We start from the raw sequence: 20,447 nt of genomic DNA on the forward strand, positions 1-20,447 counted from the left end.
GCGCTCGTCTCCTGCTTCGCTGTCGTGGTGTGGTCGGGTCTTCGGTGGTCAGGTGGTCAGGTGGTCAGGTGGTCGCTGTGCCGCGGCCGCCGCGGCTGGCTGCGCCCGGTCGTCTGGCCTCGCTCGGTCGTCTGACGCTGCTGGCCCCGTCGCCTGCCGGCGTGCTCGGGCGGTCGTGTCCGAGCGGCACCATCGGGCCCGGACCACTGTCGCCCCGCGGCGGTGATCCACAGGGTTGTCCACAGTCCTGTCCACGTCGGTCCGGTGGCGGGCGGAGAGGTGACTCCCCCGTCGCTCCGCGGAACGGGCCGATCGATCACACCACTGTAAAGGGTCCGAGTGAATGGCACCGAACGCACGTTTTCCCCAATGTGGATGATGATCGTGCGCGCGCCCCGTCCGACGGGCTCCCCGGGACCGTTTGACCTGCTCGCCGCTGTCACGTACCGTTAACCAGTTGACTGCGGCCATTCGGTCGCGCCCATCGTGCTGTTCGATCCTGTCGAGCGGCTGTCCAGACATACGTGTCGGCTCGCGCTGAGCCAGTCCTCGAGCGCAGCCGTGTGGAGATCATCATGAGCAAGCGCACCTTCCAGCCGAACAACCGCCGCCGCGCCAAGAAGCACGGCTTCCGCGCCCGCATGCGCACCCGTGCCGGCCGCGCCATCCTCGCCGCGCGCCGTTCCAAGGGCCGCACCGAGCTCAGCGCCTGATCAGGCTCCGCCTGGTCGAGCTGGTCCGGTCCCGGTCGGGAACCCGGTAGCGATCGTGTTGGCACGCGCCAACCGCATCGTGCGGGGTGACGACTACCGGACCGTCGTGCGTCGTGGTCGCAGGAGCGCCACGGCGCACGTCGTCGTATCCGTTGTCCGACGGTCCGACGGAGCCCCGACCCGCTTCGGCTTCATCGTGGCGAAGACCGTGGGCAACGCGGTCACGCGCAACACGGTGCGCCGACGGCTCAAGGCGATCGCGCACGACCTGCTCGCCGGGACCCCGACGGACTGCGACGTGGTGATCAGGGCCTTGCCAGCCGCAGCGCAGGCGGCATGGCCTACCCTGCTCGGAGACGTTTCGCGCTCGTTCGCGCGCGGACTCGAGAAGGCAGCATGAACCGCACCCTGTGGACCCGCTTGGCCTGGGCCGTCGCGTTGCTCCCGCGCAACGCGTGCGTCGTCGTGCTCCGTGTCTACCGCGCGGTGATCTCCCCGCTGTACGGGAACGTCTGCCGCTACCACCCGTCGTGCTCGCGCTACGCGCTCGAGGCCATCCAGCAGTACGGCGTCGTCCGCGGTTCTGCGATGGGCGCCTGGCGGATCGCCCGCTGCAACCCCTGGGCTGCCGGCGGCATCGACGACGTGCGCGAGCGCCGTCGTCCTTACCTCGTCAACCGGTTCGGGTTCGTGCTCGCGCCGACCCCGCAGCAGTCGCAGTCCCCCCGAGCCGGCGTGCTCCCGGACCTGCTCCCCCAGCGCACTCGAAAGGCGTGACCGTCCTCATGGACTTCATCGGAACGATCCTCTGGCCCCTCAAGTGGGTGGTGTCGGCGATCCTCGTGGCCTTCCACTGGATCTTCGAGAACCTCGGGATGGACCCGTCCGCGGGCCTCACGTGGGTGCTGTCGATCATCTTCCTGACCTTCGTGGTCCGTGCCGCGCTGATCCCGATCTTCGTGCGGCAGATCAAGTCGCAGCGCCGCATGCTCGAGGTCGCGCCGCAGCTCAAGAAGATCCAGGACAAGTACAAGGGCAAGAAGGACCAGTTCTCGCGCGAGGCCATGAGCCGCGAGACCATGGCGCTCTACAAGGAGACCGGGACGAACCCGCTGAGCTCCTGCCTGCCGCTGCTCATCCAGATGCCGATCTTCTTCTCGCTGTACTCGGTGCTGCACGAGGCGCAGATCAACAAGACGGGCATCGGCCTGCTCACGAACACCCTGGCGCAGGACTTCGGCAACGCCGCCCTGTTCGGCGCTCCTCTGCACGAGACCTTCACGAACGCCTCCGGGTGGGAGGTCCGGGTCATCGCGGGCTTCATGATCGTCGTGATGACGGTCTCGCAGTTCATCACGCAGCTGCAGCTCGTCGCCAAGAACATGTCGCCGGAGACCAAGGCGTCGCCGATGTATCGCCAGCAGAAGATGATGCTGTACATCCTCCCGCTCATCTTCGTGATCTCTGGTCTGAGCTTCCCCCTCGGCGTCATGTTCTACTGGCTCGCGTCGAACATCTGGACGATGGCGCAGCAGTACTTCGTCATCCGCAGCATGCCCACGCCGGGCTCCGAGGCCGCGCTCGCGCGTGAGGCCCGCCTGGCGAAGAAGGCCCAGCGCCGTGGCACCCCGGTCCTCGCCGAGGCTGGTGCGGGTGCGTCGGCCATCGAGGTCGAGCCGGTCCGTGTGACCACCCAGCGTCAGCAGCCGGTCGGCAAGAACCGCTCCAAGAAGAACGGGAAGAAGTAAGTGACCGAGCAGGACATCGCCCCCGTCGAGCAGGACACCGCCGACGCTCCCTCCGTCGAGCAGGACGGCGTCGACGACGACGCGCGTGACGAGGCGGACATCGCTGCGGACTACATCGAGGAACTCCTCGACATCTGTGACCTCGACGGCGACATCGAGATCGAGGAGCGCGCCGGGCGCGTGTACCTGTCAGTGAGCGACGAGGGCGGGGCGCTGCGCGTGCTCTCGAAGCCGGACACGGTGTCGGCGCTGCAGGAGCTCACGCGCATCGCCGTGCAGGCCGAGACGGGCGAGTTCAGCCGCCTGATCCTCGACGTCGGTGGCTCGCGCGATGCACGGGCGACCGAGCTCCAGCGCCTGGTCGACACCGCCGTCGAGCGGATCGAGGCCGGCGCCCCGACGGCGGCGCTCCCCCCGATGTCGTCGTACGAGCGCAAGCTGGTGCACGACCTGGTCGCCGAGAAGGGCTTCCACTCGGAGTCCGAGGGTGAGGGTCGGGACCGCCACACGGTCGTCACCCGATGACGGACGCCACCGAGGCGCCGGAGCTCGAGCAGGAGCCCGCCGCTGCGGCAACGCTGTTCGGCGAGCGGCTCGAGCTGGCCCGGTCGTTCACGGGAGAGCTCGCTCGTCGAGGCGAGGAGCTCGGGCTGATCGGTCCGCTCGAGCTGCCGCGGCTCTGGACGCGACACATCCTCAACTCTGCGCTGCTGGCACCCCTCCTGGAGGATCGTGGCCGGGTCGCCGACGTCGGTTCGGGTGCCGGGCTCCCCGGCCTGGTCCTCGCGATCGCGCGTCCCGACGTGACGCTCACGCTCATCGAGCCCATGGAGCGCCGGTGTGAGTGGTTGACGAGTGAGGCCGCGCGACTCGGACTCGACAACGTCACGGTGGTCCGCGGACGAGCAGAGGACGTCGCGGACGACATCGTCGTCGATCAGGTCACCGCCCGTGCCGTGAGCGCACTGTCGAAGCTCATCCCGCTCACTGTCCCGCTCGTCCGCTCCGGCGGTCAGCTCATCCTGATGAAGGGGGCGCGGGTCGGCGAGGAGATCGAGAAGGCGCGGAAGGTGATCCTCCGAAAGCGTCTGGAGAACGTCGAGGTCCTCGAGCTCGGAGTCGGTGTGGTCGAGGAGACCACGCGCGTCTTCCGGGCTACAGTTGACTGACGCTGTCGCTCGGACCGGTGCTACCGGATCTCGCGGGCTCGACGTTCCACGTGAAACACTGCACCGGGGAAGAGGTCTTCGTTGAGTTCATCGACCGACTACGACGCGTCGACTCCCCTTGCGCGGGAAATCGCTGATCTCAACCGGCGCCGTCGTGCGATCGCGACGCAGCAGTTCCCGCTGCCGGCAAAGACCCGGATCTTCACGGTGTCGAACCAGAAGGGCGGCGTCGGCAAGACGACGACGACGGTCAACCTGGCGGCGGCTCTGGCGCACGGTGGAGCTCGCGTCCTGGTGATCGACCTGGACCCGCAGGGCAATGCCTCGACCGCGCTCGGCGTGGATCACCAGGCCGAGGTCGCGAGCATCTACGACGTCATCGTCGACGAGGCGCCGATCGCGGACACCGTGCAGCGCTCCCCCGAGTCGGAGACGCTGTGGTGTGTACCGGCGACGATCCACCTCGCCGGCGCCGAGATCGAGCTCGTCTCCCTCGTCGCGCGTGAGCAGCGGCTCCGCACCGCGCTGGACCAGTACTTGTCGTCGCTGGACGAGCCGTACCACTACGTCTTCATCGACTGCCCGCCGTCGCTGGGGCTCCTGACGATCAACGCCTTCGTGGCAGCGCAGGAAGTGCTCATCCCGATCCAGACCGAGTACTACGCCCTCGAGGGGTTGAGCCAGCTCCTGCGGAACATCGAGCTGATCGAGCGGCACCTCAACCCGAACCTGCGCGTCTCGACGATCCTGCTCACGATGTACGACGGCCGGACGAACCTGTCCAACCAGGTGGCCGCCGATGTTCGCGAGCACTTCGGGGACCAGGTCCTGCAGGCGATGATCCCCCGTTCTGTGCGGGTGAGCGAGGCGCCGAGCTACGGGCAGAGCGTCGTCTCGTACGACGTCAACTCATCCGGGTCGCTCTCCTACCTGGAGGCAGCCGCCGAGATCGCAGCACGAGGAGCGCAGGACTGATGGCACCCAAGCGAACCGGCCTCGGCCGCGGGATCGGCGCCCTGATCCCCACGGCCAATGAGCAGCAGGACCGTCCCGTCGACGTGTTCTTCCCGACCGGCGGATCGCCGGCGTCGGCTCCGTCGCCGTCCGGGCAGACCGCCGAGGATCTGGTGGCCGTGCCCGGCGCGCGGCTGGCGAACCTCAACCCGCTCGATGTCGTGCCGAACGCGCAGCAGCCGCGCAAGGAGTTCCGCGAAGAGGAGCTCCAGGAGCTCGTGCACTCGATCCGGGAGATCGGCGTCCTGCAGCCCATCGTGGTGCGTCCCATCCCCGGTGCAACGGGCACGGACCCGCAGTACGAGCTCATCATGGGCGAGCGCCGACTGCGTGCCACGAAGGAGCTCGGGCTCTCGACGATCCCCGCGATCGTCAAGGACACCCCCGATGACGCGATGCTCCGCGACGCGTTGCTGGAGAACCTGCACCGCGCCCAGCTCAACCCGCTCGAGGAGGCCTCGGCGTACCAGCAGCTGCTCGCAGACTTCGGGATCACGCAGGAGCAGCTCGCGCAGCGCATCGGGCGGTCGCGTCCGCAGATCACGAACACGATCCGGTTGCTGCGTCTGCCCTCTCCGGTGCAGCGCCGCGTTGCCGCAGGAGTGCTCTCGGCGGGACACGCGCGGGCGATCCTCGCAGCGCCGGACGCCGAGGCGATGGAGTACCTCGCCGAGAAGATCGTGAACGAGGACCTGTCCGTGCGTGCTGCCGAGGCGATCGCCCAGCAGCTTGCGACGAAGGCGCCGGCGAAGGTCAAGCCGGAGCCCTCGAAGCGGCAGGCGCACTTCAACGATCTCGCGGAGCGGCTCGGCGATCGCTTGAACACGCGGGTCAAGATCGCCGTCGGTGCGCGGAAGAGCTCGGTGACCATCGACTTCGCCAACGGAGACGACCTGAACCGGATCCTGGGCGAGCTCGGGGTCCAGGACATCGCAGGCTGACCTTCTGGCTGTCCCCCGAGCCTCTGACGGGCCGCTGGCGACCGTTCTGGCCGTGCGGGTATCTCCAGAGCAGCGCGACGCTCGATGGCGCGCAGGAGGCCGGCAGGCTTGTATCCGCCATGGGTCGCGCTCGGCGGCGACGCGTGTTCCACGTGGAACATGGTCTTCGAGTGGAATCGCTGCTGCTGCACGTGCATCGGGGGTGCGAACCGGGAGCGACCCGGCTGCAGCGAGCGAAAGTTGGTACCGGTCGAGGCCCCGGTGCTGTAGGTCGACTGCCTCGCGGTGGGAGAACCTCGACCGTTGGCGAACGCAGGCGTCGGAGCCACGGTCCCCGGCCCGCCTTCGCCGGGGAGAGGCGCGCAGCCTCATGTGAGTGAGCCAACAGCCGCTGGCTCCGTGTTGGACGTTCCACGTGGAACATCGCGAGTCCTGATCGCCGAGGATCTCATCAGTGACGGTGCGGCCGCAGCGCGCGAAGCTTGTGCAGGCCGACCGCGGCGAACAGCGGCTTGGCCAGCACCATCTCCCCCACGCGGTAGTTCGCGGATCCGATCAGACGCCCGACGACATCGGGGTCCTGGCGCGCGAAGTACAGACGCGCCTTCACGACGTGCAGATCATTCGAACAGAGGGCGATGAGTTCATCCCGGCGGAGGAGCGGCCGGACATTGGCGATGTTCTCCCACGTCGAGCGGCTGTGTCCCTCGAGGACGGTCTGGCCGTGCCACCCAGCGTGCCGGAGCGCGGCGGCGAGGTGCTCCGCCTCCGGCACGGGACCCATCACGGGGCCACCGCAGCAGATGATCCGAACCGACCGCGCACCGCGGCGGACGAGAAAGCGTGCGGTCCGGACGGCGATCCGGGCACGCCACCGGTTCACAAGGTTCGGCTGCGAGGCCCGGTTGCTGAACCCCATGACCACTACGGCGACGTCGCGCCCCCTGCATGAAAGACCTGCGCGGTGCCGTCGGCTTGCGGCACTCGCACCGAAGTGGACCGCCTCACCCCAAGCCAGACATGCGACCAGCACCACGACCGCGGAGCCGAGGACAGGCATGGCCATCGATGTTCCACGTGGAACACGCACGAGGACTCAGGCGCGGTGGTCGCGAATGGCCTGCTCGGCCAGCTCGGCGTAGGTCCAACCGAGGTCGAACCCGGACGCGCTCAGCGCCTGCGGGACGAGGGAGGTCTCGGTGAGGCCGGGAAGGACGTTCGCCTCGAGGAACCAGGGCGTCCCGGCGGCGTCGATGATGAGGTCGACGCGAGAGAGGTGCCGCAGGCCGAGTGCGACGTGTGCTGCGATGGCCGCCTCCGCGGCGGCCGCGGCAAAGGCGTCAGAGAGTCTGGCGGGGGTGTAAAACGTCGTCTCACCGGCGTTGTAACGGGCCTCGAAGCCGTACGGCCCGTTGCGCGGGACGATCTCGACCGCCGACAGCGCGACGGGACCGTCCCCGGTGTCGATGATCCCGACGGCGACCTCGGTCCCCCGGATCAGCTGCTCGACCACGACGTCGTCGCAGTACGTGTAGGCCGTGACCATTGCGCGCGGCAGGTTGGCGACGTCCTCGACGAGGGTGACGCCCTGCGCGCTGCCGCCGCGTGCCGGCTTCACGGCGAGCGGGACGGGGTGCTCCCCTGCGATGGCTTCAAGGACCCCGACGGCGCCGAGCTCGCGGAAGACGTCGTGGGACAGGGTCACCGACCGCGGTGTGTGCACGCCAGCTCGGGCGACCAGCGCGGACGAGGTGGGCTTGTCCCACGCCAGGCGGGCCGAGGTAGAGCGTGAGCCCACGAACGGGATGTCGAGGGCCTCCAGCACGCCCCGGAGCGCGCCGTCCTCTCCGGACGCACCGTGCAGAGCCGGCCACACGACGTCCGGTCGCTCCTCGCGCAGGGCGGGCAGGAGCGAGCCGTCGGCGTCGCGGAGGTCGACCTGCCAGCCGTAGCCGGTCAGCGAGTCCGCGACCCGACGACCGGACCGCAGGGAGACGTCCCGCTCGTGCGAGATCCCTCCGGCGACGACGACGACGTGACGACGGGTGAGGTCGGCCATGCGAGGGATCCCTTTGCTGTGATTGTGCGGAAAGCGCTGGTCAGGACACGTTCGGCGGCGGCGCAACGACCGAGTTCGACTCGCGGACGGTCGTGATCGGACGGGTCGCGGAGCCGAACGTCTCGAGCAGCTCGAGCTCGTCGTTGATCACCGTGGCGAGACGCTTGACCCCGACGCGGATCTGCTCGGGCGTCGGGTAGCAGAACGACAACCGGATGTTGCCACCACCGCGGCCGTCGGCGTAGAACGCTGTTCCCGGGGTGTAGGCCACGAGCTCCTTCACGGCGCGCGGGAGCATCCCCTTCGAGTCGAGGTGCTCGGGCAGGGTCAGCCAGACGAAGAAGCCGCCGTTCGGGCGGGTCCAGGAGAGGTCGGGCAGGAACTCCCCCAGCGCGGACATCATCGCGTCGCGGCGCTCGGCGTAGAGGCCTCGGAAGGTGTCGACCTGGCCCTTCCAGTCCGCGGCGTCGAGGTAGGCGTTCACGACGTACTGGCCGAAGGAGTTCGGCGCGAGCACGGCGGACTCGTTCGCGAGGACGAGCTTCTCGCGGATGGCGTGCGGTGCGAGGGCCCAGCCGACGCGGAAGCCCGGCGCGAGGGTCTTCGAGAAGGAGCCGAGGTACACCACGCCCTCTTCATCGATCGAGCGGATGGCCTGCGGCGCGGGCTCGTCGAACCAGAGCAGCCCGTACGGGTTGTCCTCGAGCACCAGGATGCCGTTCGACCGGCAGATGTCGAGCACCTCGATCCGGCGCTCGCGGCTCATGGTGACACCGGCGGGGTTGTGGAAGTTCGGGATCGTGTAGAGGAACTTGATGCGCTTCCCCTGTGCCCGCAGGTTCGCGATGGCCTCGCGGAGGGCCTCGGGCACCAGGCCGTGTTCGTCGGTCGTCACGTGGACGGTCTGGGCCTGGTACGACCGGAAGACGCCGATCGCGCCGACGTAGGACGGGGACTCGGCCAGCACGACGTCGCCCGGATCGATGAACAGCCGCGTGACGAGGTCGAGCGCATGCTGCGACCCCGTGGTGACGACGACGTCCTCGGCGCTCGCACGGATGCCCTCGAGGCTCATCACGTCGACGATGTGCTCGCGCAGGGAGCGGAGGCCCTGGCCGCCGCCGTACTGCAGCGCCATCGCGGCGTCCTCGGCCATCACGCGGTCCAGGGAGCCCGTGACGAGCTCGCGCGGGAGCGCCGAGACGTACGGCATGCCGCCGGCGAGCGAGACCACCTCGGGCCGCGACGCGACGGCGAACAGGGCTCGGACCTCGGAGGCGCTCAGCCCGGCGGTGCGCTGGGCGTAGGAGTCGTACCAGGGGTCGAGGCTGTTGCCGTTCGTCATCGTGTGCTCCGTTCAGTGGGACATTCCCGCCACACTACGACATCCGTTGCCGGATCCCCGGTGGGAGGTGGGGGCCGATCCTGAAGCTGTGGCCCGCGAACGCGCAGCGCGCACCCCGGAACGCCGCCGCGGCGCTCCTCGCGGAACGACGACGGCCCCGCCCTCCGCGTGGAGGACGGGGCCGTTCGACGGTGCGGTCGGACCTACGCCAGGAACTCGGCGAGGTCGGCCTCGAGCGCCGGCTTCGGCTTGGCGCCGATGACGGTCTTGACGACCTCGCCGCCCTTGAACACCTTCATCGCCGGGATCGACGTGATCTGGTAGTTCATGGCCGACTGCGGGTTGTCGTCGACGTTGAGCTTGACGATCTCGATCTTGTCGGCGTGCTCCGCGGCGATCTGGTCGAGGATCGGCGAGACCGCGCGACACGGGCCGCACCACTCCGCCCAGAAGTCGACCAGGATGGTCTTGTCGGACTTGAGGACCTCGTCCGAGAAGGTGGCGTCGGTGACGGCCTTGGCGTTCGACATGTGTGCTCCTTCGAGAGTTCTGTGGTTACAACGGGATGGCCGCTGCAGTATTCCGTGCGTCAGGCCCGCGCTGCCTCGACGTCGACCATCGCGGGCTCGGAGGGCGTGCGGCCCTCGGCCTGATCGGTCAGTGCGTCGTCGAGCTCCGCGAGGTACTTCTCGGCGTCGAGCGCCGCGACCGTGCCCGAACCTGCGGCCGTGATCGCCTGGCGGTACGTCGGGTCGATGACGTCACCCGCGGCGAAGACACCCGGCAGGTTCGTCTTGGACGAACGACCCTGGACGGCGATGGTGCCCTCCGGCGCGAGGTCGATCTGCCCGTGGATCAGGTGGGTGCGCGGGTCGTTGCCGATCGCGATGAAGAGCCCGTCGAGCGCGAGCTCGGACTCCTCGCCCGTCACGGTGTCCGTGAGCGTGACGCCGGTGACGGCCGTGTCGCCCTGGATGCCCGTGACCTCCTTGTTCCACGCGAACTCGATCTTCGGGTCGTTCATCGCGCGGTCCTGCATGATCTTGGACGCACGCAGCGAGTCCTTGCGGTGGATGACCGTCACCTTGTCGGCGAAGCGGGTGAGGAACGTGGCCTCTTCCATCGCGGAGTCACCGCCGCCGACGACGGCGATGTTCTTCTGGCGGAAGAAGAAGCCGTCGCACGTCGCGCACCAGCTGACGCCGTGACCGGACAGGCGCTCCTCGTCGGCGAGCCCGAGGTGGCGGTAGGCCGACCCCGTGGCGTAGATGACCGCGAGGGCCTCGAACGTCTCGCCGGAGCCGACGGTGACCTTCTTGACCTCGCCGGTCAGGTCGACGGACACCGCGTCGTCGTACAGGACCTCGGCACCGAACTTCTCGGCCTGCTCCTGCATCTTGATCATGAGGTCGGGGCCCTGGATGCCCTCCGGGAAACCAGGGAAGTTCTCGACCTCGGTGGTCTTGGTGAGCTCGCCACCGGTCTCGACGCTCGAGGCGACGATGAGCGGCTTGAGCTCGGCGCGCGCGGCGTAGATGCCGGCGGTGAACCCGGCAGGACCGGAACCGATGATGATGAGCTGGCGCATGCCTGGTGCCCTTCCGTTGCGTACTGACCGGGTCAACACATGCTACCGGCGTGGCATTCCACGGCAGCCGGGTGCGCCGACCGGACGGGCGTCAGCGACCGAGCTTGGATCGGAGGATGCCCACGGCGTTCTGGATCTCGCCGTTCTTCGCGACCACCAGGGCGCCGAAGTACACGACCGCCATGACGGCGCCGGTGAGGACGATCGTGACGAGGGCGCCGGTGGCGTCCGACATCGCGAAGCCGTCGGCGGAGAACGCCCCGAAGAAGTTCACGACCAGCAGTCCGGCCACGCCGGCGATGAGCGCCGCGATGACGAACTGCACGTGCGAACGGGTGACGACCGGTCCTTCGATGCCGCCGAGCCGCTTCCGGACGAGCACCAGGGCGACGATCGTCTGGGCCGTGCCGGCGAGGGTCGTGCAGGCCGCGATCGAGACGCCGATGACGTCGCCGGGCAGGGTGGCCACGGCGAGGGCACCGATGACGAACAGCACGGACTGGATGCACTGCATGAGGAACGGCGTGCGGTGGTCGTGCATCGCCCAGAAGACCCGCTGGATGATGAAGAGCATGCTGAACAGCACGAGACCCGGCATGTAGGCGAGCAGCACGGAGCCGATCACGAGCGCCCCGTCGTACGTGTTGTCGAACATGCGGCCGAACGGCACGGCGACGACGATGAGCGCGACCGAGGCGAACACCGTGAAGAGCCCGACGATCCGCAGCGACAGCGACAGGTTCCGGCGGACCGCGTCGAGGTCGCCCCGACCCGCGTCGTGGCTCATCCGCGTGAAGTACGCCGTCGCGATCGACACGGCGATGATCGAGTGCGGGAGCATGAAGAGCAGCCACGCGTTCTGCAGTACCGCGTTGCCCGCGGAGCCGGTGCCGAGCGAGGCAACGCGGGACTGCACGATGCCGGCGAGCTGGGTCACGAGGATCATGGCGAAGAGCCAGCCCGCGGCCGTCCCCGTCGACTTGAGCCCCACCCCGCGCCACCGGAAGTCCGGGCGGAAGGTCAGGCCGGCACGGCGCCAGAAGAAGGGCAGGAACGCCGCCTGCGCGAAGACTCCGAGGGACGCGCTGCCTGCGAGCACCGCGATCTTCGCCGGGGTCCACGCGTCGGTGGCGGCGTTGACGTCCTGGCCGCCGAACATCGCGATGAAGACGAACAGGCCGGCGATCGCGATGACGTTGTTGATCAGTGGTGCCCAGGTGAAGGGCCCGAACACCTGCTTGGCGTTGAGGACCTCGCCGAGGAGCGAGTACAGCGCATAGAAGAGGATCTGCGGCAGGCACCAGAAGGCGAAGGCCACCGCGAGGTCGGTCTGCGCGGCCGTGAAGCCCTTGCCCTCGTCCGAGGACTGCTGGCTGTAGACCCAGACGAGCAGCGGCGCGAGCAGGGTCGCGAGCACGGTGATCACGACGAAGACCGTGGTGCCGAGCGTCACGATCTTGTTCACGTAGGCGGTGCCGCCGTCCGAGCTCTGCTGCATCGAGCGGACGATCTGCGGGATGAGCACGGCGGACAGCAGACCACCCGCGATGAGCGCGTAGATGTTGTTCGGCAGCTGGTTCGCCAGGGCGAACGCGTCGGCTCCCGGCGAGTTGGCCTGGCCGATCGCGAACGCGAGCACGAAGGTCTTCGCGAAGCCGAGGACCCGGGACAGCATCGTGCCCGCCGCGAGCATCGCGCTCGCCCGGCCGAGACTGCGCTCGGCGCCGGGCTCCGCGTCGACGACGGGCTGCTGCTGGGTGCTGATGGTCGGCTCCTCGGGTTCGGTGGGCGCGGCGGATCGGTGCGACGCGTCGGCCTGGAGGCGCGGGTCGACCCCGGTGGGTGCCTCCGGCTCCGGCAGGGGGTCGCGCAGCGACGTGGTGGACCCGACCACGGCGGGGGCCGCGGCCGCCTGCGCGGCGGCTGACGTGCCTCCAGGCCGGCCCGGCGCACCGGGCGCTGCCGGCTGGACCGCGAGCGGGCGGTTCGGGTCGTCCTCCTCGTCGTCGTCGACCTCGCCGTTCCGGCGACGGATCCGCTTGCGGATGCTGCGGAAGATGCCGAAGCCGAAGATGCCGACGAGACCGACGGCGGCGACGGCCGTGATGACCGTCTCCCACTGCGCCTGGACGTTGAGCTCGACCGTGGACGGCTCGGAGATCGTCACGCCCGTGGGGCTCTGCAGCGACATGGTCAGCGAGACCTTGCCGTTCGCCACGGACTGCACGGGGACGGTGGTCCGGGTCGAGGACTGCGCCTGGACCTTGACCTCGATGTCGTTCTTCACGACGCGGAGCGCCGAGCTCGACGGCTGGACGCTCAGCCGCACGGTCACCGGGTAGTCGGATCGGTTGCGCACCGAGATCGGGAGCGAGGAGCGGTCGCCGAGGAGCGTCAGCGAGCTGGAGTTCGGGATGCTGACGGCCGAGGTCTGCTTCGTCCAGCGGCTCAGCTGCCGGTCGATCGCGACGGTGAGGTCCCCGGTGTCACCGCGCCACGCGTTCGAGGACAGCGCGAGCAGCGACAGGCGCGCGGGGGCTGTGATGTCCGCGGGTGCGTCGAGTGCTGTGGAGAACGACGACACCTCGCGCTCACCGTCCACGAGTCGGCGCAGCTGGTCGACGCGGTCGTCGCCGGCGGACGAGGACGCCAGGGTCAGCGACCCGGCGGAGGCCGCGGCAGCGCTGGAGAGGTCGGACGGCGACACCCACGCGGTGCTCTCGAGGGCGTCGAGCGCGCGGGAGAGCCGGTCGGAGTCGGTCGGCCACTCGCGACCGAGCGTCAGGAGGACCGGACTCGTCGCGGTGCCGGACCGGGCGGCGGTCGCCAGGGTGGCGGTCAGCTCGGCCATGTCGGTCGACCAGGTCTGCTCGTCCTTCGCCGTCGCGGCGTCGCGCAGCAGGGCGGACGCGCCCTGGTCGGCGACGAGCACGTGCTGGTCGCCGATCCGCTCGGAGGCGGCGATGGTGGTGTCCGCGCCGGCTGAGGTGTTGCCGCTCGACACGATCGTCGTCTCGGTGCCCGAGGCCGCGAGGGCCCCGAGGTCGTCCTGGGCGACGGTGCCCTCGACCGGCCATGACATCCCGCTCATCGACCACGGGAAGTCGAGGAGCGACCGGGTCGTGGGGAGCGTCGGCGTACCGGCGGCACCGTCGGTGGCCGTACCGGTCGGCTCGGTGCTCGGGGTCACGGTGTCCGTCGGTGTCGGGGTCGGGGTGTTCGGCGAGGTGGCACCGGGCGTGGTGTCGGGCGTGGCACCGTCGGTGGCCGTGGGGGTCGGGCTCGCGGTGACGGCGCCGGGGAAGTTCTCCTCCTCGACCTCTTGGTCGAGGGAGACCACACCCGGGGTCCCTTCGGCGCCCGCCTGGCGCAGGCCGCTGACGTCGGCGTCCGCGTAGGCGAGGGCGAACTTCTCGTTGCGCAGGGACTCGAGGCGCTGGAGCCAGGTCGCGGCCGACGTCGGCGCGTTCTCGCCGAGGAGCCGGATCGACGCGATGATCCGCGGGTCGACCGCGAGGGTGACGTTGTGGTCCTGGGCGGCGTCGAGCTGCTGGGTGAGCGTGCCGTCGACGGCGGTCGCGGCGGCCAGTTCGCTCGCGGTGAGGACCCCGTCGGTCGTCCGCGGGACCGTGACGGGCATCGCGACGGAGACACCGACCGGCGTCTGCTCGAAGTCCGGGTACCAGGTGATCGCGGAGCGGGCGACGGCCGAGGTGCTGCCCGCGGTGTAGTCCGCGGCGATGCGTCGGGCGCCGAACGAGGTGTACCCGCCGAGGCCGACGTTGCCGGGGACGATCGTCACCGTCTGCGTCACGGATCGGTGCGCCGGGACGGCCGGGACGTCAACCGAGTCCATCGGGGCGCCGAGGTAACCGGTCGTGGTGGTGTCGGCGAGCCAGTCGGACAGGACGTCCCGCGTGCTCACCGACCGGAAGATGTCGAGCTCGGCGGTTCCAGCGGGGACCTCGGTGTCGGTGTCGTTCGTGACGGTCACCGTGAGCTCGAGGTCCTGGTCGCGCTGGACGATCCCGCGGTTGGCGGGCGAGACGCTGACGGTGGTCTTCCCGGCGTCCGCGGCGGCCGGGTGGGCCGTCCGGGTCGTGACGGGCTGGGCGGTGGCCGCCCCTGCACCGTCGGTCGCGAGGGGCGTGACGACGACGCCGACGACGAGGGCCGTCGCGGCGGCGGCGAGCGTGGAGCGGAGGATGTGCATACAGGAGGACCAGGGGGTCGGTTCCGGCCGAGCACGAGTGTACGAGGGCTGAGCCATGACGATCCCGTGCGCACCGGGGTTGTGCAGAACTCGCGAGCACGCATCTGGGAGGATGAGGACCGTCATGCACTCCGTCGCCCAGGCCGTCGAACGTCTCGACGCACTCGCCGCCACCGAGCCCGTCGCCGTCCTCGCGCACGCCTTCGCCGAGGCCGGGCACGAACTCGCGCTCGTCGGGGGGCCCGTCCGGGACGCGTTCCTGGGGCGCCCGGTGACCGACCTCGACTTCACCACCGACGCGACCCCGGACGAGACGCTCCGCATCGTGGAGCCGATCGCGAGCGCCACGTGGGACGTCGGACGCCAGTTCGGCACGATCGCCGCCCGGATCCGGGGCGAGCAGGTCGAGATCACGACCTACCGCAGCGACGTCTACGACGGCGAGACCCGGAAGCCCGAGGTGGCGTTCGGCGACACCATCGAGGACGACCTGCTCCGCCGCGACTTCACGGTCAACGCGATGGCGCTCCGACTCCCCCAGCGCGAGCTCGTCGACGTGCACGGCGGGGTCGAGGACCTGCTCGCCGAGCGCCTGCACACCCCCCAGACGGCGGAGGTGTCGTTCCGCGACGACCCGCTGCGGATGATGCGGGCGGCACGGTTCACGGCGCAGCTCGGCTTCACCGTCTCGGACGAGGTCCAGCAGGCGATGACCGACCTGGCCGACTCGATCGAGATCGTCTCCGCCGAGCGCGTGCGGGACGAGCTCGTGAAGCTCCTGGACACCGCCGACCCGGTCCCCGGGATCCGGCTGCTCGTCGACACCGGGCTGGCCGAGCGGTTCCTGCCCGAGCTGCCGGCGATGCGCCTGGAGATCGACGAGCACCACCACCACAAGGACGTCTACGAGCACTCGCTGACGGTCCTGACCCAGGCGATCGGGTACGAGGCCGAGCGGCACGCGGGCGAGGCCCCGGACACCGTGCTCCGGCTCGCGGCGCTCCTGCACGACATCGGCAAGCCCGCGACCCGGAAGCTCGAACCCGGCGGCGCCGTGAGCTTCCACCACCACGACCTGGTCGGCTCGAAGCTCGTGAAGAAGCGGCTCCGGGCGCTCCGGTTCGACAACGACACCATCGCCGCCGTCGCGCGCCTGGTCGAGCTGCACCTGCGGTTCTTCGGCTACACCGAGGGTGCGTGGACCGACTCGGCCGTGCGGCGGTACGTCCGCGACGCCGGTCCCCTCCTCGAACGGCTGCACGAACTCACCCGCTCGGACGTCACCACCCGGAACCGGCGGAAGGCCGACCGGCTCGGGTTCGCGTACGACGACCTCGAGCAGCGCATCGCGGCGCTGGCCGAACAAGAGGAGCTCGACTCCATCCGTCCGGACCTGACGGGCGACGACATCATGCGGATCCTCGACATCCGACCCGGGCGCGCGGTGGGCGAGGCCTACCGGTACCTGCTCGAGCTCCGGATGGACGAGGGGCCCCTCGGCTCGGACGAGGCGGAAGCGCGCCTGCGCGCCTGGTGGGCCGACCGCGACGCGACCGCCTGACGGGGGCGAGCAGTTCTGCACAGCCGGTGGCGCGCCTCCAGGCCGTGGGCTAGGCTTGTGGGGTTGTCCGCGCGCTCCTGCGTGTCCGGACACATGCATCAACCCTCCTGCTCCGGGAACCGCCCGGAGCCGCCGAGACCAAAGGAGGTGGGTTCCGCATGCACCAGTACGAACTGATGGCGATCCTCGACCCCGAGATCGACGAGCGCACCGTCGCTCCCAGCCTGGACAAGTTCCTCGCGGTCATCCGCAACGACGGTGGCTCCGTCGACAACGTGGACGTCTGGGGCCGTCGTCGCCTGGCCTACGAGATCGCGAAGAAGTCCGAGGGCATCTACGCCGTCGTCGACTTCACCTCGACCCCCGAGGCCGCCAAGGAGCTCGACCGTCAGCTCGGCCTCTCCGAGGCCGTGCTCCGCACGAAGGTCCTCCGCGCCGAAGAGGCGATCGCCCAGGTCGCCGCGCAGAAGCAGCGCGACGAGGCCCGCGCGGCCCGCAAGGCCGCCAACGCGACCGCGAGCGCCGAGTAAGTCATGGCCGGCGAAACCGTCATCACGGTGGTGGGCAACCTCACCGCGGATCCCGAGCTGCGCTACACGCAGAACGGGCTCGCGGTGGCGAACTTCACCATCGCATCCACCCCTCGCACGTTCGACCGTCAGGCGAACGAGTGGAAGGACGGCGACGCGCTGTTCCTCCGTGCGAGCGTGTGGCGCGAGTTCGCCGAGCACGTGGCGGGCTCGCTGACGAAGGGCATGCGCGTCATGGCGCAGGGCCGTCTCCGTCAGCGCTCCTACCAGGACCGTGAGGGCCAGCAGCGCACGAGCATCGAGCTCGAGGTCGACGAGATCGGCCCGTCGCTCCGCTACGCGACCGCACAGGTCACCCGCGCTGCGGGTGGCTCCGGCGGCGGTCGTGGCCAGGTCGGGGGCGGCAATGCCTCCGGTGGTGGCCAGGGCGGCAACGGCGGCGGCTGGAACGGCAACAACAACGGCGGCGGTCAGTCGGACGCACCGTGGTCGCCCCAGGGCGGCCAGCAGGGTGGCAACGCACAGTCGAACGACGTGTGGAGCACCCCCGGTGGCTCGTACGACGACGAGACCCCGTTCTGATCCTCAGCGGTCTGACGGACACACAACTTCTTCTTCTCTAAGGAATCACAATGGCTGGAAAGAGCACCGGCGACCGCCGGAAGCCTCGCGGCAAGGGTGGCAAGAACGCCGCTCCCGCGAAGTCGATCAAGGTCGGCGTCATCGACTACAAGGACGTCGCGACCCTGCGCAAGTTCATCTCGGAGCGTGGCAAGATCCGCGCCCGTCGCATCACCGGCGTCTCCGTCCAGGAGCAGCGCCTCATCGCCCGTGCCGTGAAGAACGCCCGTGAGATGGCGCTCCTCCCCTACGCCGGCTCCGGCCGCTGATCGGAGGAGTTCACATGTCGAAGCTCATCCTCACCCACGAGGTCTCCGGCCTCGGTTCCGCCGGTGACGTCGTCGACGTCAAGAACGGCTACGCCCGCAACTACCTCATCCCCCAGGGCTTCGCTGTCGCGTGGTCCAAGGGCGGCGAGAAGCAGGTCGAGTCGATCCGTGCGGCCCGTGCCGCTCGCGAGCTCGCCACCATCGAAGAGGCCCAGGACCTCAAGATGAAGCTCGAGAACGCGACCATCAAGCTGACCGTCAAGGCCGGCAAGGACGGTCGTCTGTTCGGCTCCGTGCGTCCCGCGGACGTCGCTGACGCCGTGCAGGCGCAGGGCGTCGGTTCGCTGGACAAGCGCAAGGTCGAGGTCCCCGCGACCATCAAGACCGTCGGTGACCACGAGGCCACCGTGCGTCTGCGCGAGGACATCACCGCGGTGATCTCCCTGCAGGTCGTCGCCGCCAAGTAAGGCACGCACCAACCGTCGAAGGGCGGGTCCCCGTGAGGGGGCCCGCCCTTCGTCGTGTCTGCTCCGGGTCGCGTCGGTCGTCGGTTCGGCTGGCTGGCTTCCAGGTTCCGGGGTCCCGCTTCCGGCGTTCCGGCCTGGAGGCGCGCGGTGCGTCCGTCCCGTGGCTCGCGCTGGGCTGACGGGTTACCGTTCAGGCGCTGCTGCGGATGCTGGGAGCAGCCCGAGAACGCTGCCCACAGGTGGCCCGTTGTCAAGTCGTTCTGCACACCCGAAGCGGGGTGCAGAGCAACCTTCAACGTGTACTCGAACCCCACTTGTCCACACACGGTGTGGAACAGGAAATCCCAGGTCAATCCGTCGAACATGCGTTCGGGTGCGCACTTATCCCCACGTCTGTCCACAGTTGTCCACACGAACTTCCGGCGTGTTCGCCACCGTTTCCACAGAGTTGTCCACAGGGCTGTTTGCTGGGGATAACTCTGTCCCCGTAGCTTGGCCCAGCGACTCGGCGATCCCGGGGGATGTCGGTCGCTCGGGGTAGGAAACCAGTGGGGCGGGCACCGTCCCGAACCGTCGCAGACCAACAGGGAGTCCGTGTGTCGATCGCGCACCTCGATCCGTCCCCGCAGGACATGGCCGACCGTGGGACGGAGCGGACGCCGCCGCACGACCTGCTCGCCGAGCAGTCGACGATCGGCGGCATGCTGCTGTCGAAGGACGCCGTCGCCGACGTCATCGAGACCGCTCGCGGGGTCGACTTCTACATCCCGAAGCACGAGGTCATCTTCGACGCGATCCTGTCGCTGTACTCGCACGGCGAGCCCACCGACGTCATCGCCGTCACCGACGAGCTGACGAAGACCGGTCTGCTGTCCCGCGCCGGCGGCGCCGAGTACCTGCACAGCGTCACGAGCATGGTGCCGACCGCGGCGAACGCCGGGTACTACGCCGCGATCGTCGCCGAGAAGGCCGTCCTGCGCCGCCTGGTCGACGCCGGGACCCGGATCGTGCAGATGGGCTACGCGTCCGAGGGCGAGGTCACCGACCTCGTCAACAGCGCGCAGGCCGAGGTCTACAACGTCGCCGGCGGCGTGCAGACCGAGGACTACGTCCCGCTCACCGACGCCATCGGCGCCGCAATCGACGAGATCGAGGCCGCGAAGGGCCGCGACGGGCAGATGACCGGCGTCCCGACCGGGTTCAGCGGGCTCGACGCCCTGACGAACGGCTTCCACCCCGGGCAGCTCATCATCGTCGCCGCACGACCCGCACTCGGCAAGTCGACGCTCGCACTCGACCTGTGCCGTGCGGCCGCGCTCAAGCACGACCAGACGGCCGCGTTCTTCTCGCTCGAGATGGGTCGCGCCGAGATCGCGATGCGTCTGCTCTCCGCCGAGTCGAGCGTGCCGCTGCAGAACATGCGCAAGGGCACCGTGGACTCCCGCGACTGGACGACCATCGCGCAGACCCGCGGGCGGATCAACGACGCCCCGTTCTTCATCGACGACTCCCCCAACATGACCCTCGTCGAGATCCGGGCGAAGTGCCGCCGGCTCAAGCAGCAGCACAACCTGAAGCTCGTCGTCATCGACTACCTGCAGCTGATGACCTCGGGCAAGAAGGTCGAGAGCCGCCAGCAGGAGGTCTCGGAGTTCTCGCGTGCGCTGAAGCTCATGGCGAAGGAGCTCGGCGTGCCCGTGATCGCACTGTCGCAGCTGAACCGTGGTCCCGAGCAGCGTGCGGACAAGAAGCCGATGATCTCGGACCTGCGTGAGTCCGGGTCGATCGAGCAGGACGCCGACATGGTGATCCTGCTCCACCGTGAGTCGGCGTACGAGAAGGACAACCCGCGGCAGGGTGAGGCGGATCTCATCGTGGCGAAGCACCGCAACGGGCCGACGGACACGATCACGGTGGCGTTCCACGGGATGTTCTCTCGGTTCGTGGACATGCCGCAGTGAGTGTTGTTGTCGTGTCCCGGAGGGGGATGCTTTGGAGGTTTTCTTCGCAGATTGGGCGGTTTTTGGTTCGGCAGTCGCAAACTTGGCGACCAGCGGCTCAGCGGTTCCGCTCGTATTCGTTACGAGTCGGGCGAACGAGGTCTGCATCGGGCACTGGGACGCGGCTGGCGTAGTTGAGGTCCAGGCGGCGCCGTTGCTCCAGCGCGACCGATGATTACCAGTGGCCCTCGGGATGTCGACCGTCATCG

20 protein-coding genes are annotated in these 20,447 nt (G+C 69.3%); 14 read left to right on the forward strand and 6 right to left on the reverse strand.

Annotation, left to right across the window (positions count from 1 at the left end):
* Positions 1-575 precede the first annotated feature (575 nt).
* From rpmH to DEU32_RS15375, 8 genes are all read left to right on the forward strand, one after another.
* Complete coding sequence (gene rpmH / locus DEU32_RS15340) at positions 576-713, forward strand: 50S ribosomal protein L34 (RefSeq protein WP_019181680.1); 138 nt, start codon at positions 576-578, stop codon at positions 711-713.
* Between the two features lie 55 nt (positions 714-768).
* Positions 769-1,113 (forward strand): ribonuclease P protein component, encoded by a 345-nt coding sequence (gene rnpA / locus DEU32_RS15345; RefSeq protein ID WP_114851296.1) that lies wholly within the window; start codon positions 769-771, stop codon positions 1,111-1,113.
* A complete protein-coding gene (gene yidD / locus DEU32_RS15350) occupies positions 1,110-1,490 on the forward strand; it encodes a membrane protein insertion efficiency factor YidD (RefSeq protein ID WP_180225907.1) in 381 nt (126 codons plus the stop codon). Before rnpA ends, yidD begins: the two co-directional genes overlap by 4 nt.
* An 8-nt stretch (positions 1,491-1,498) precedes the next feature.
* Positions 1,499-2,461, forward strand: a complete 963-nt coding sequence (gene yidC, locus DEU32_RS15355; RefSeq protein ID WP_114851326.1) for a membrane protein insertase YidC — start codon at positions 1,499-1,501, stop codon at positions 2,459-2,461.
* Complete coding sequence (locus tag DEU32_RS15360) at positions 2,462-2,986, forward strand: R3H domain-containing nucleic acid-binding protein (protein ID WP_229666924.1); 525 nt, start codon at positions 2,462-2,464, stop codon at positions 2,984-2,986.
* Entirely contained in the window at positions 2,983-3,630 is a 648-nt protein-coding gene (gene rsmG, locus DEU32_RS15365; RefSeq protein ID WP_114851297.1) for a 16S rRNA (guanine(527)-N(7))-methyltransferase RsmG, read from the forward strand. Before DEU32_RS15360 ends, rsmG begins: the two co-directional genes overlap by 4 nt.
* 81 nt (positions 3,631-3,711) lie before the next feature.
* Entirely contained in the window at positions 3,712-4,605 is an 894-nt protein-coding gene (locus DEU32_RS15370; RefSeq protein ID WP_114851298.1) for a ParA family protein, read from the forward strand.
* A complete protein-coding gene (locus tag DEU32_RS15375; protein WP_114851299.1) occupies positions 4,605-5,585 on the forward strand; it encodes a ParB/RepB/Spo0J family partition protein in 981 nt (326 codons plus the stop codon). Before DEU32_RS15370 ends, DEU32_RS15375 begins: the two co-directional genes overlap by 1 nt.
* A 451-nt stretch (positions 5,586-6,036) precedes the next feature.
* On the opposite strand, the gene DEU32_RS15380 is transcribed toward DEU32_RS15375, so the two are convergent.
* The 6 genes from DEU32_RS15380 to DEU32_RS17415 form a co-directional block, all read right to left on the reverse strand.
* Positions 6,037-6,651 carry a YdcF family protein gene (locus DEU32_RS15380; protein ID WP_114851300.1) on the reverse strand — a complete coding sequence of 205 codons (615 nt, stop codon included), beginning with the start codon at positions 6,649-6,651 and terminating at the stop codon, positions 6,037-6,039.
* A gap of 30 nt (positions 6,652-6,681) precedes the next feature.
* Positions 6,682-7,644: a D-alanine--D-alanine ligase gene (locus tag DEU32_RS15385; RefSeq protein WP_114851301.1), complete on the reverse strand. Its 963-nt coding sequence runs from the start codon at positions 7,642-7,644 to the stop codon at positions 6,682-6,684.
* Positions 7,645-7,684: 40 nt separating this feature from the next.
* Positions 7,685-8,989, reverse strand: a complete 1,305-nt coding sequence (locus DEU32_RS15390) for a PLP-dependent aminotransferase family protein (protein WP_114851302.1) — start codon at positions 8,987-8,989, stop codon at positions 7,685-7,687.
* Positions 8,990-9,192: 203 nt separating this feature from the next.
* Positions 9,193-9,519 (reverse strand): thioredoxin, encoded by a 327-nt coding sequence (gene trxA, locus DEU32_RS15395; protein ID WP_022832611.1) that lies wholly within the window; start codon positions 9,517-9,519, stop codon positions 9,193-9,195.
* Between the two features lie 59 nt (positions 9,520-9,578).
* Complete coding sequence (gene trxB / locus DEU32_RS15400) at positions 9,579-10,577, reverse strand: thioredoxin-disulfide reductase (protein ID WP_114851303.1); 999 nt, start codon at positions 10,575-10,577, stop codon at positions 9,579-9,581.
* Between the two features lie 91 nt (positions 10,578-10,668).
* Complete coding sequence (locus tag DEU32_RS17415; RefSeq protein ID WP_220152795.1) at positions 10,669-14,790, reverse strand: DUF6049 family protein; 4,122 nt, start codon at positions 14,788-14,790, stop codon at positions 10,669-10,671.
* A gap of 124 nt (positions 14,791-14,914) precedes the next feature.
* On the opposite strand from DEU32_RS17415, the gene DEU32_RS15410 reads away from it, so the two are divergent.
* The 6 genes from DEU32_RS15410 (at position 14,915) to dnaB (ending at position 20,199) form a co-directional block, all read left to right on the forward strand.
* Positions 14,915-16,351, forward strand: a complete 1,437-nt coding sequence (locus DEU32_RS15410) for a CCA tRNA nucleotidyltransferase (protein WP_114851304.1) — start codon at positions 14,915-14,917, stop codon at positions 16,349-16,351.
* A 158-nt stretch (positions 16,352-16,509) separates the two neighbouring features.
* The gene (gene rpsF, locus DEU32_RS15415) at positions 16,510-16,881 is read left to right on the forward strand and encodes a 30S ribosomal protein S6 (RefSeq protein ID WP_114851305.1); all 372 of its coding nucleotides are present in this window, start codon (positions 16,510-16,512) and stop codon (positions 16,879-16,881) included.
* 3 nt (positions 16,882-16,884) lie between these two features.
* On the forward strand, positions 16,885-17,463 hold the full coding sequence (locus tag DEU32_RS15420; protein WP_114851306.1) for a single-stranded DNA-binding protein: 579 nt from the start codon (positions 16,885-16,887) through the stop codon (positions 17,461-17,463).
* A gap of 50 nt (positions 17,464-17,513) precedes the next feature.
* The gene (rpsR, locus tag DEU32_RS15425; RefSeq protein ID WP_017887834.1) at positions 17,514-17,771 is read left to right on the forward strand and encodes a 30S ribosomal protein S18; all 258 of its coding nucleotides are present in this window, start codon (positions 17,514-17,516) and stop codon (positions 17,769-17,771) included.
* 14 nt (positions 17,772-17,785) lie between these two features.
* Positions 17,786-18,238 (forward strand): 50S ribosomal protein L9, encoded by a 453-nt coding sequence (gene rplI / locus DEU32_RS15430; RefSeq protein WP_058728351.1) that lies wholly within the window; start codon positions 17,786-17,788, stop codon positions 18,236-18,238.
* A gap of 596 nt (positions 18,239-18,834) precedes the next feature.
* A complete protein-coding gene (gene dnaB, locus DEU32_RS15435; protein ID WP_373682825.1) occupies positions 18,835-20,199 on the forward strand; it encodes a replicative DNA helicase in 1,365 nt (454 codons plus the stop codon).
* The last annotated feature ends 248 nt before the right edge of the window (positions 20,200-20,447 follow it).

Origin of the sequence: Curtobacterium sp. AG1037, from assembly GCF_003349855.1 — a bacterium.
GTDB lineage: Bacteria > Actinomycetota > Actinomycetes > Actinomycetales > Microbacteriaceae > Curtobacterium > Curtobacterium citreum.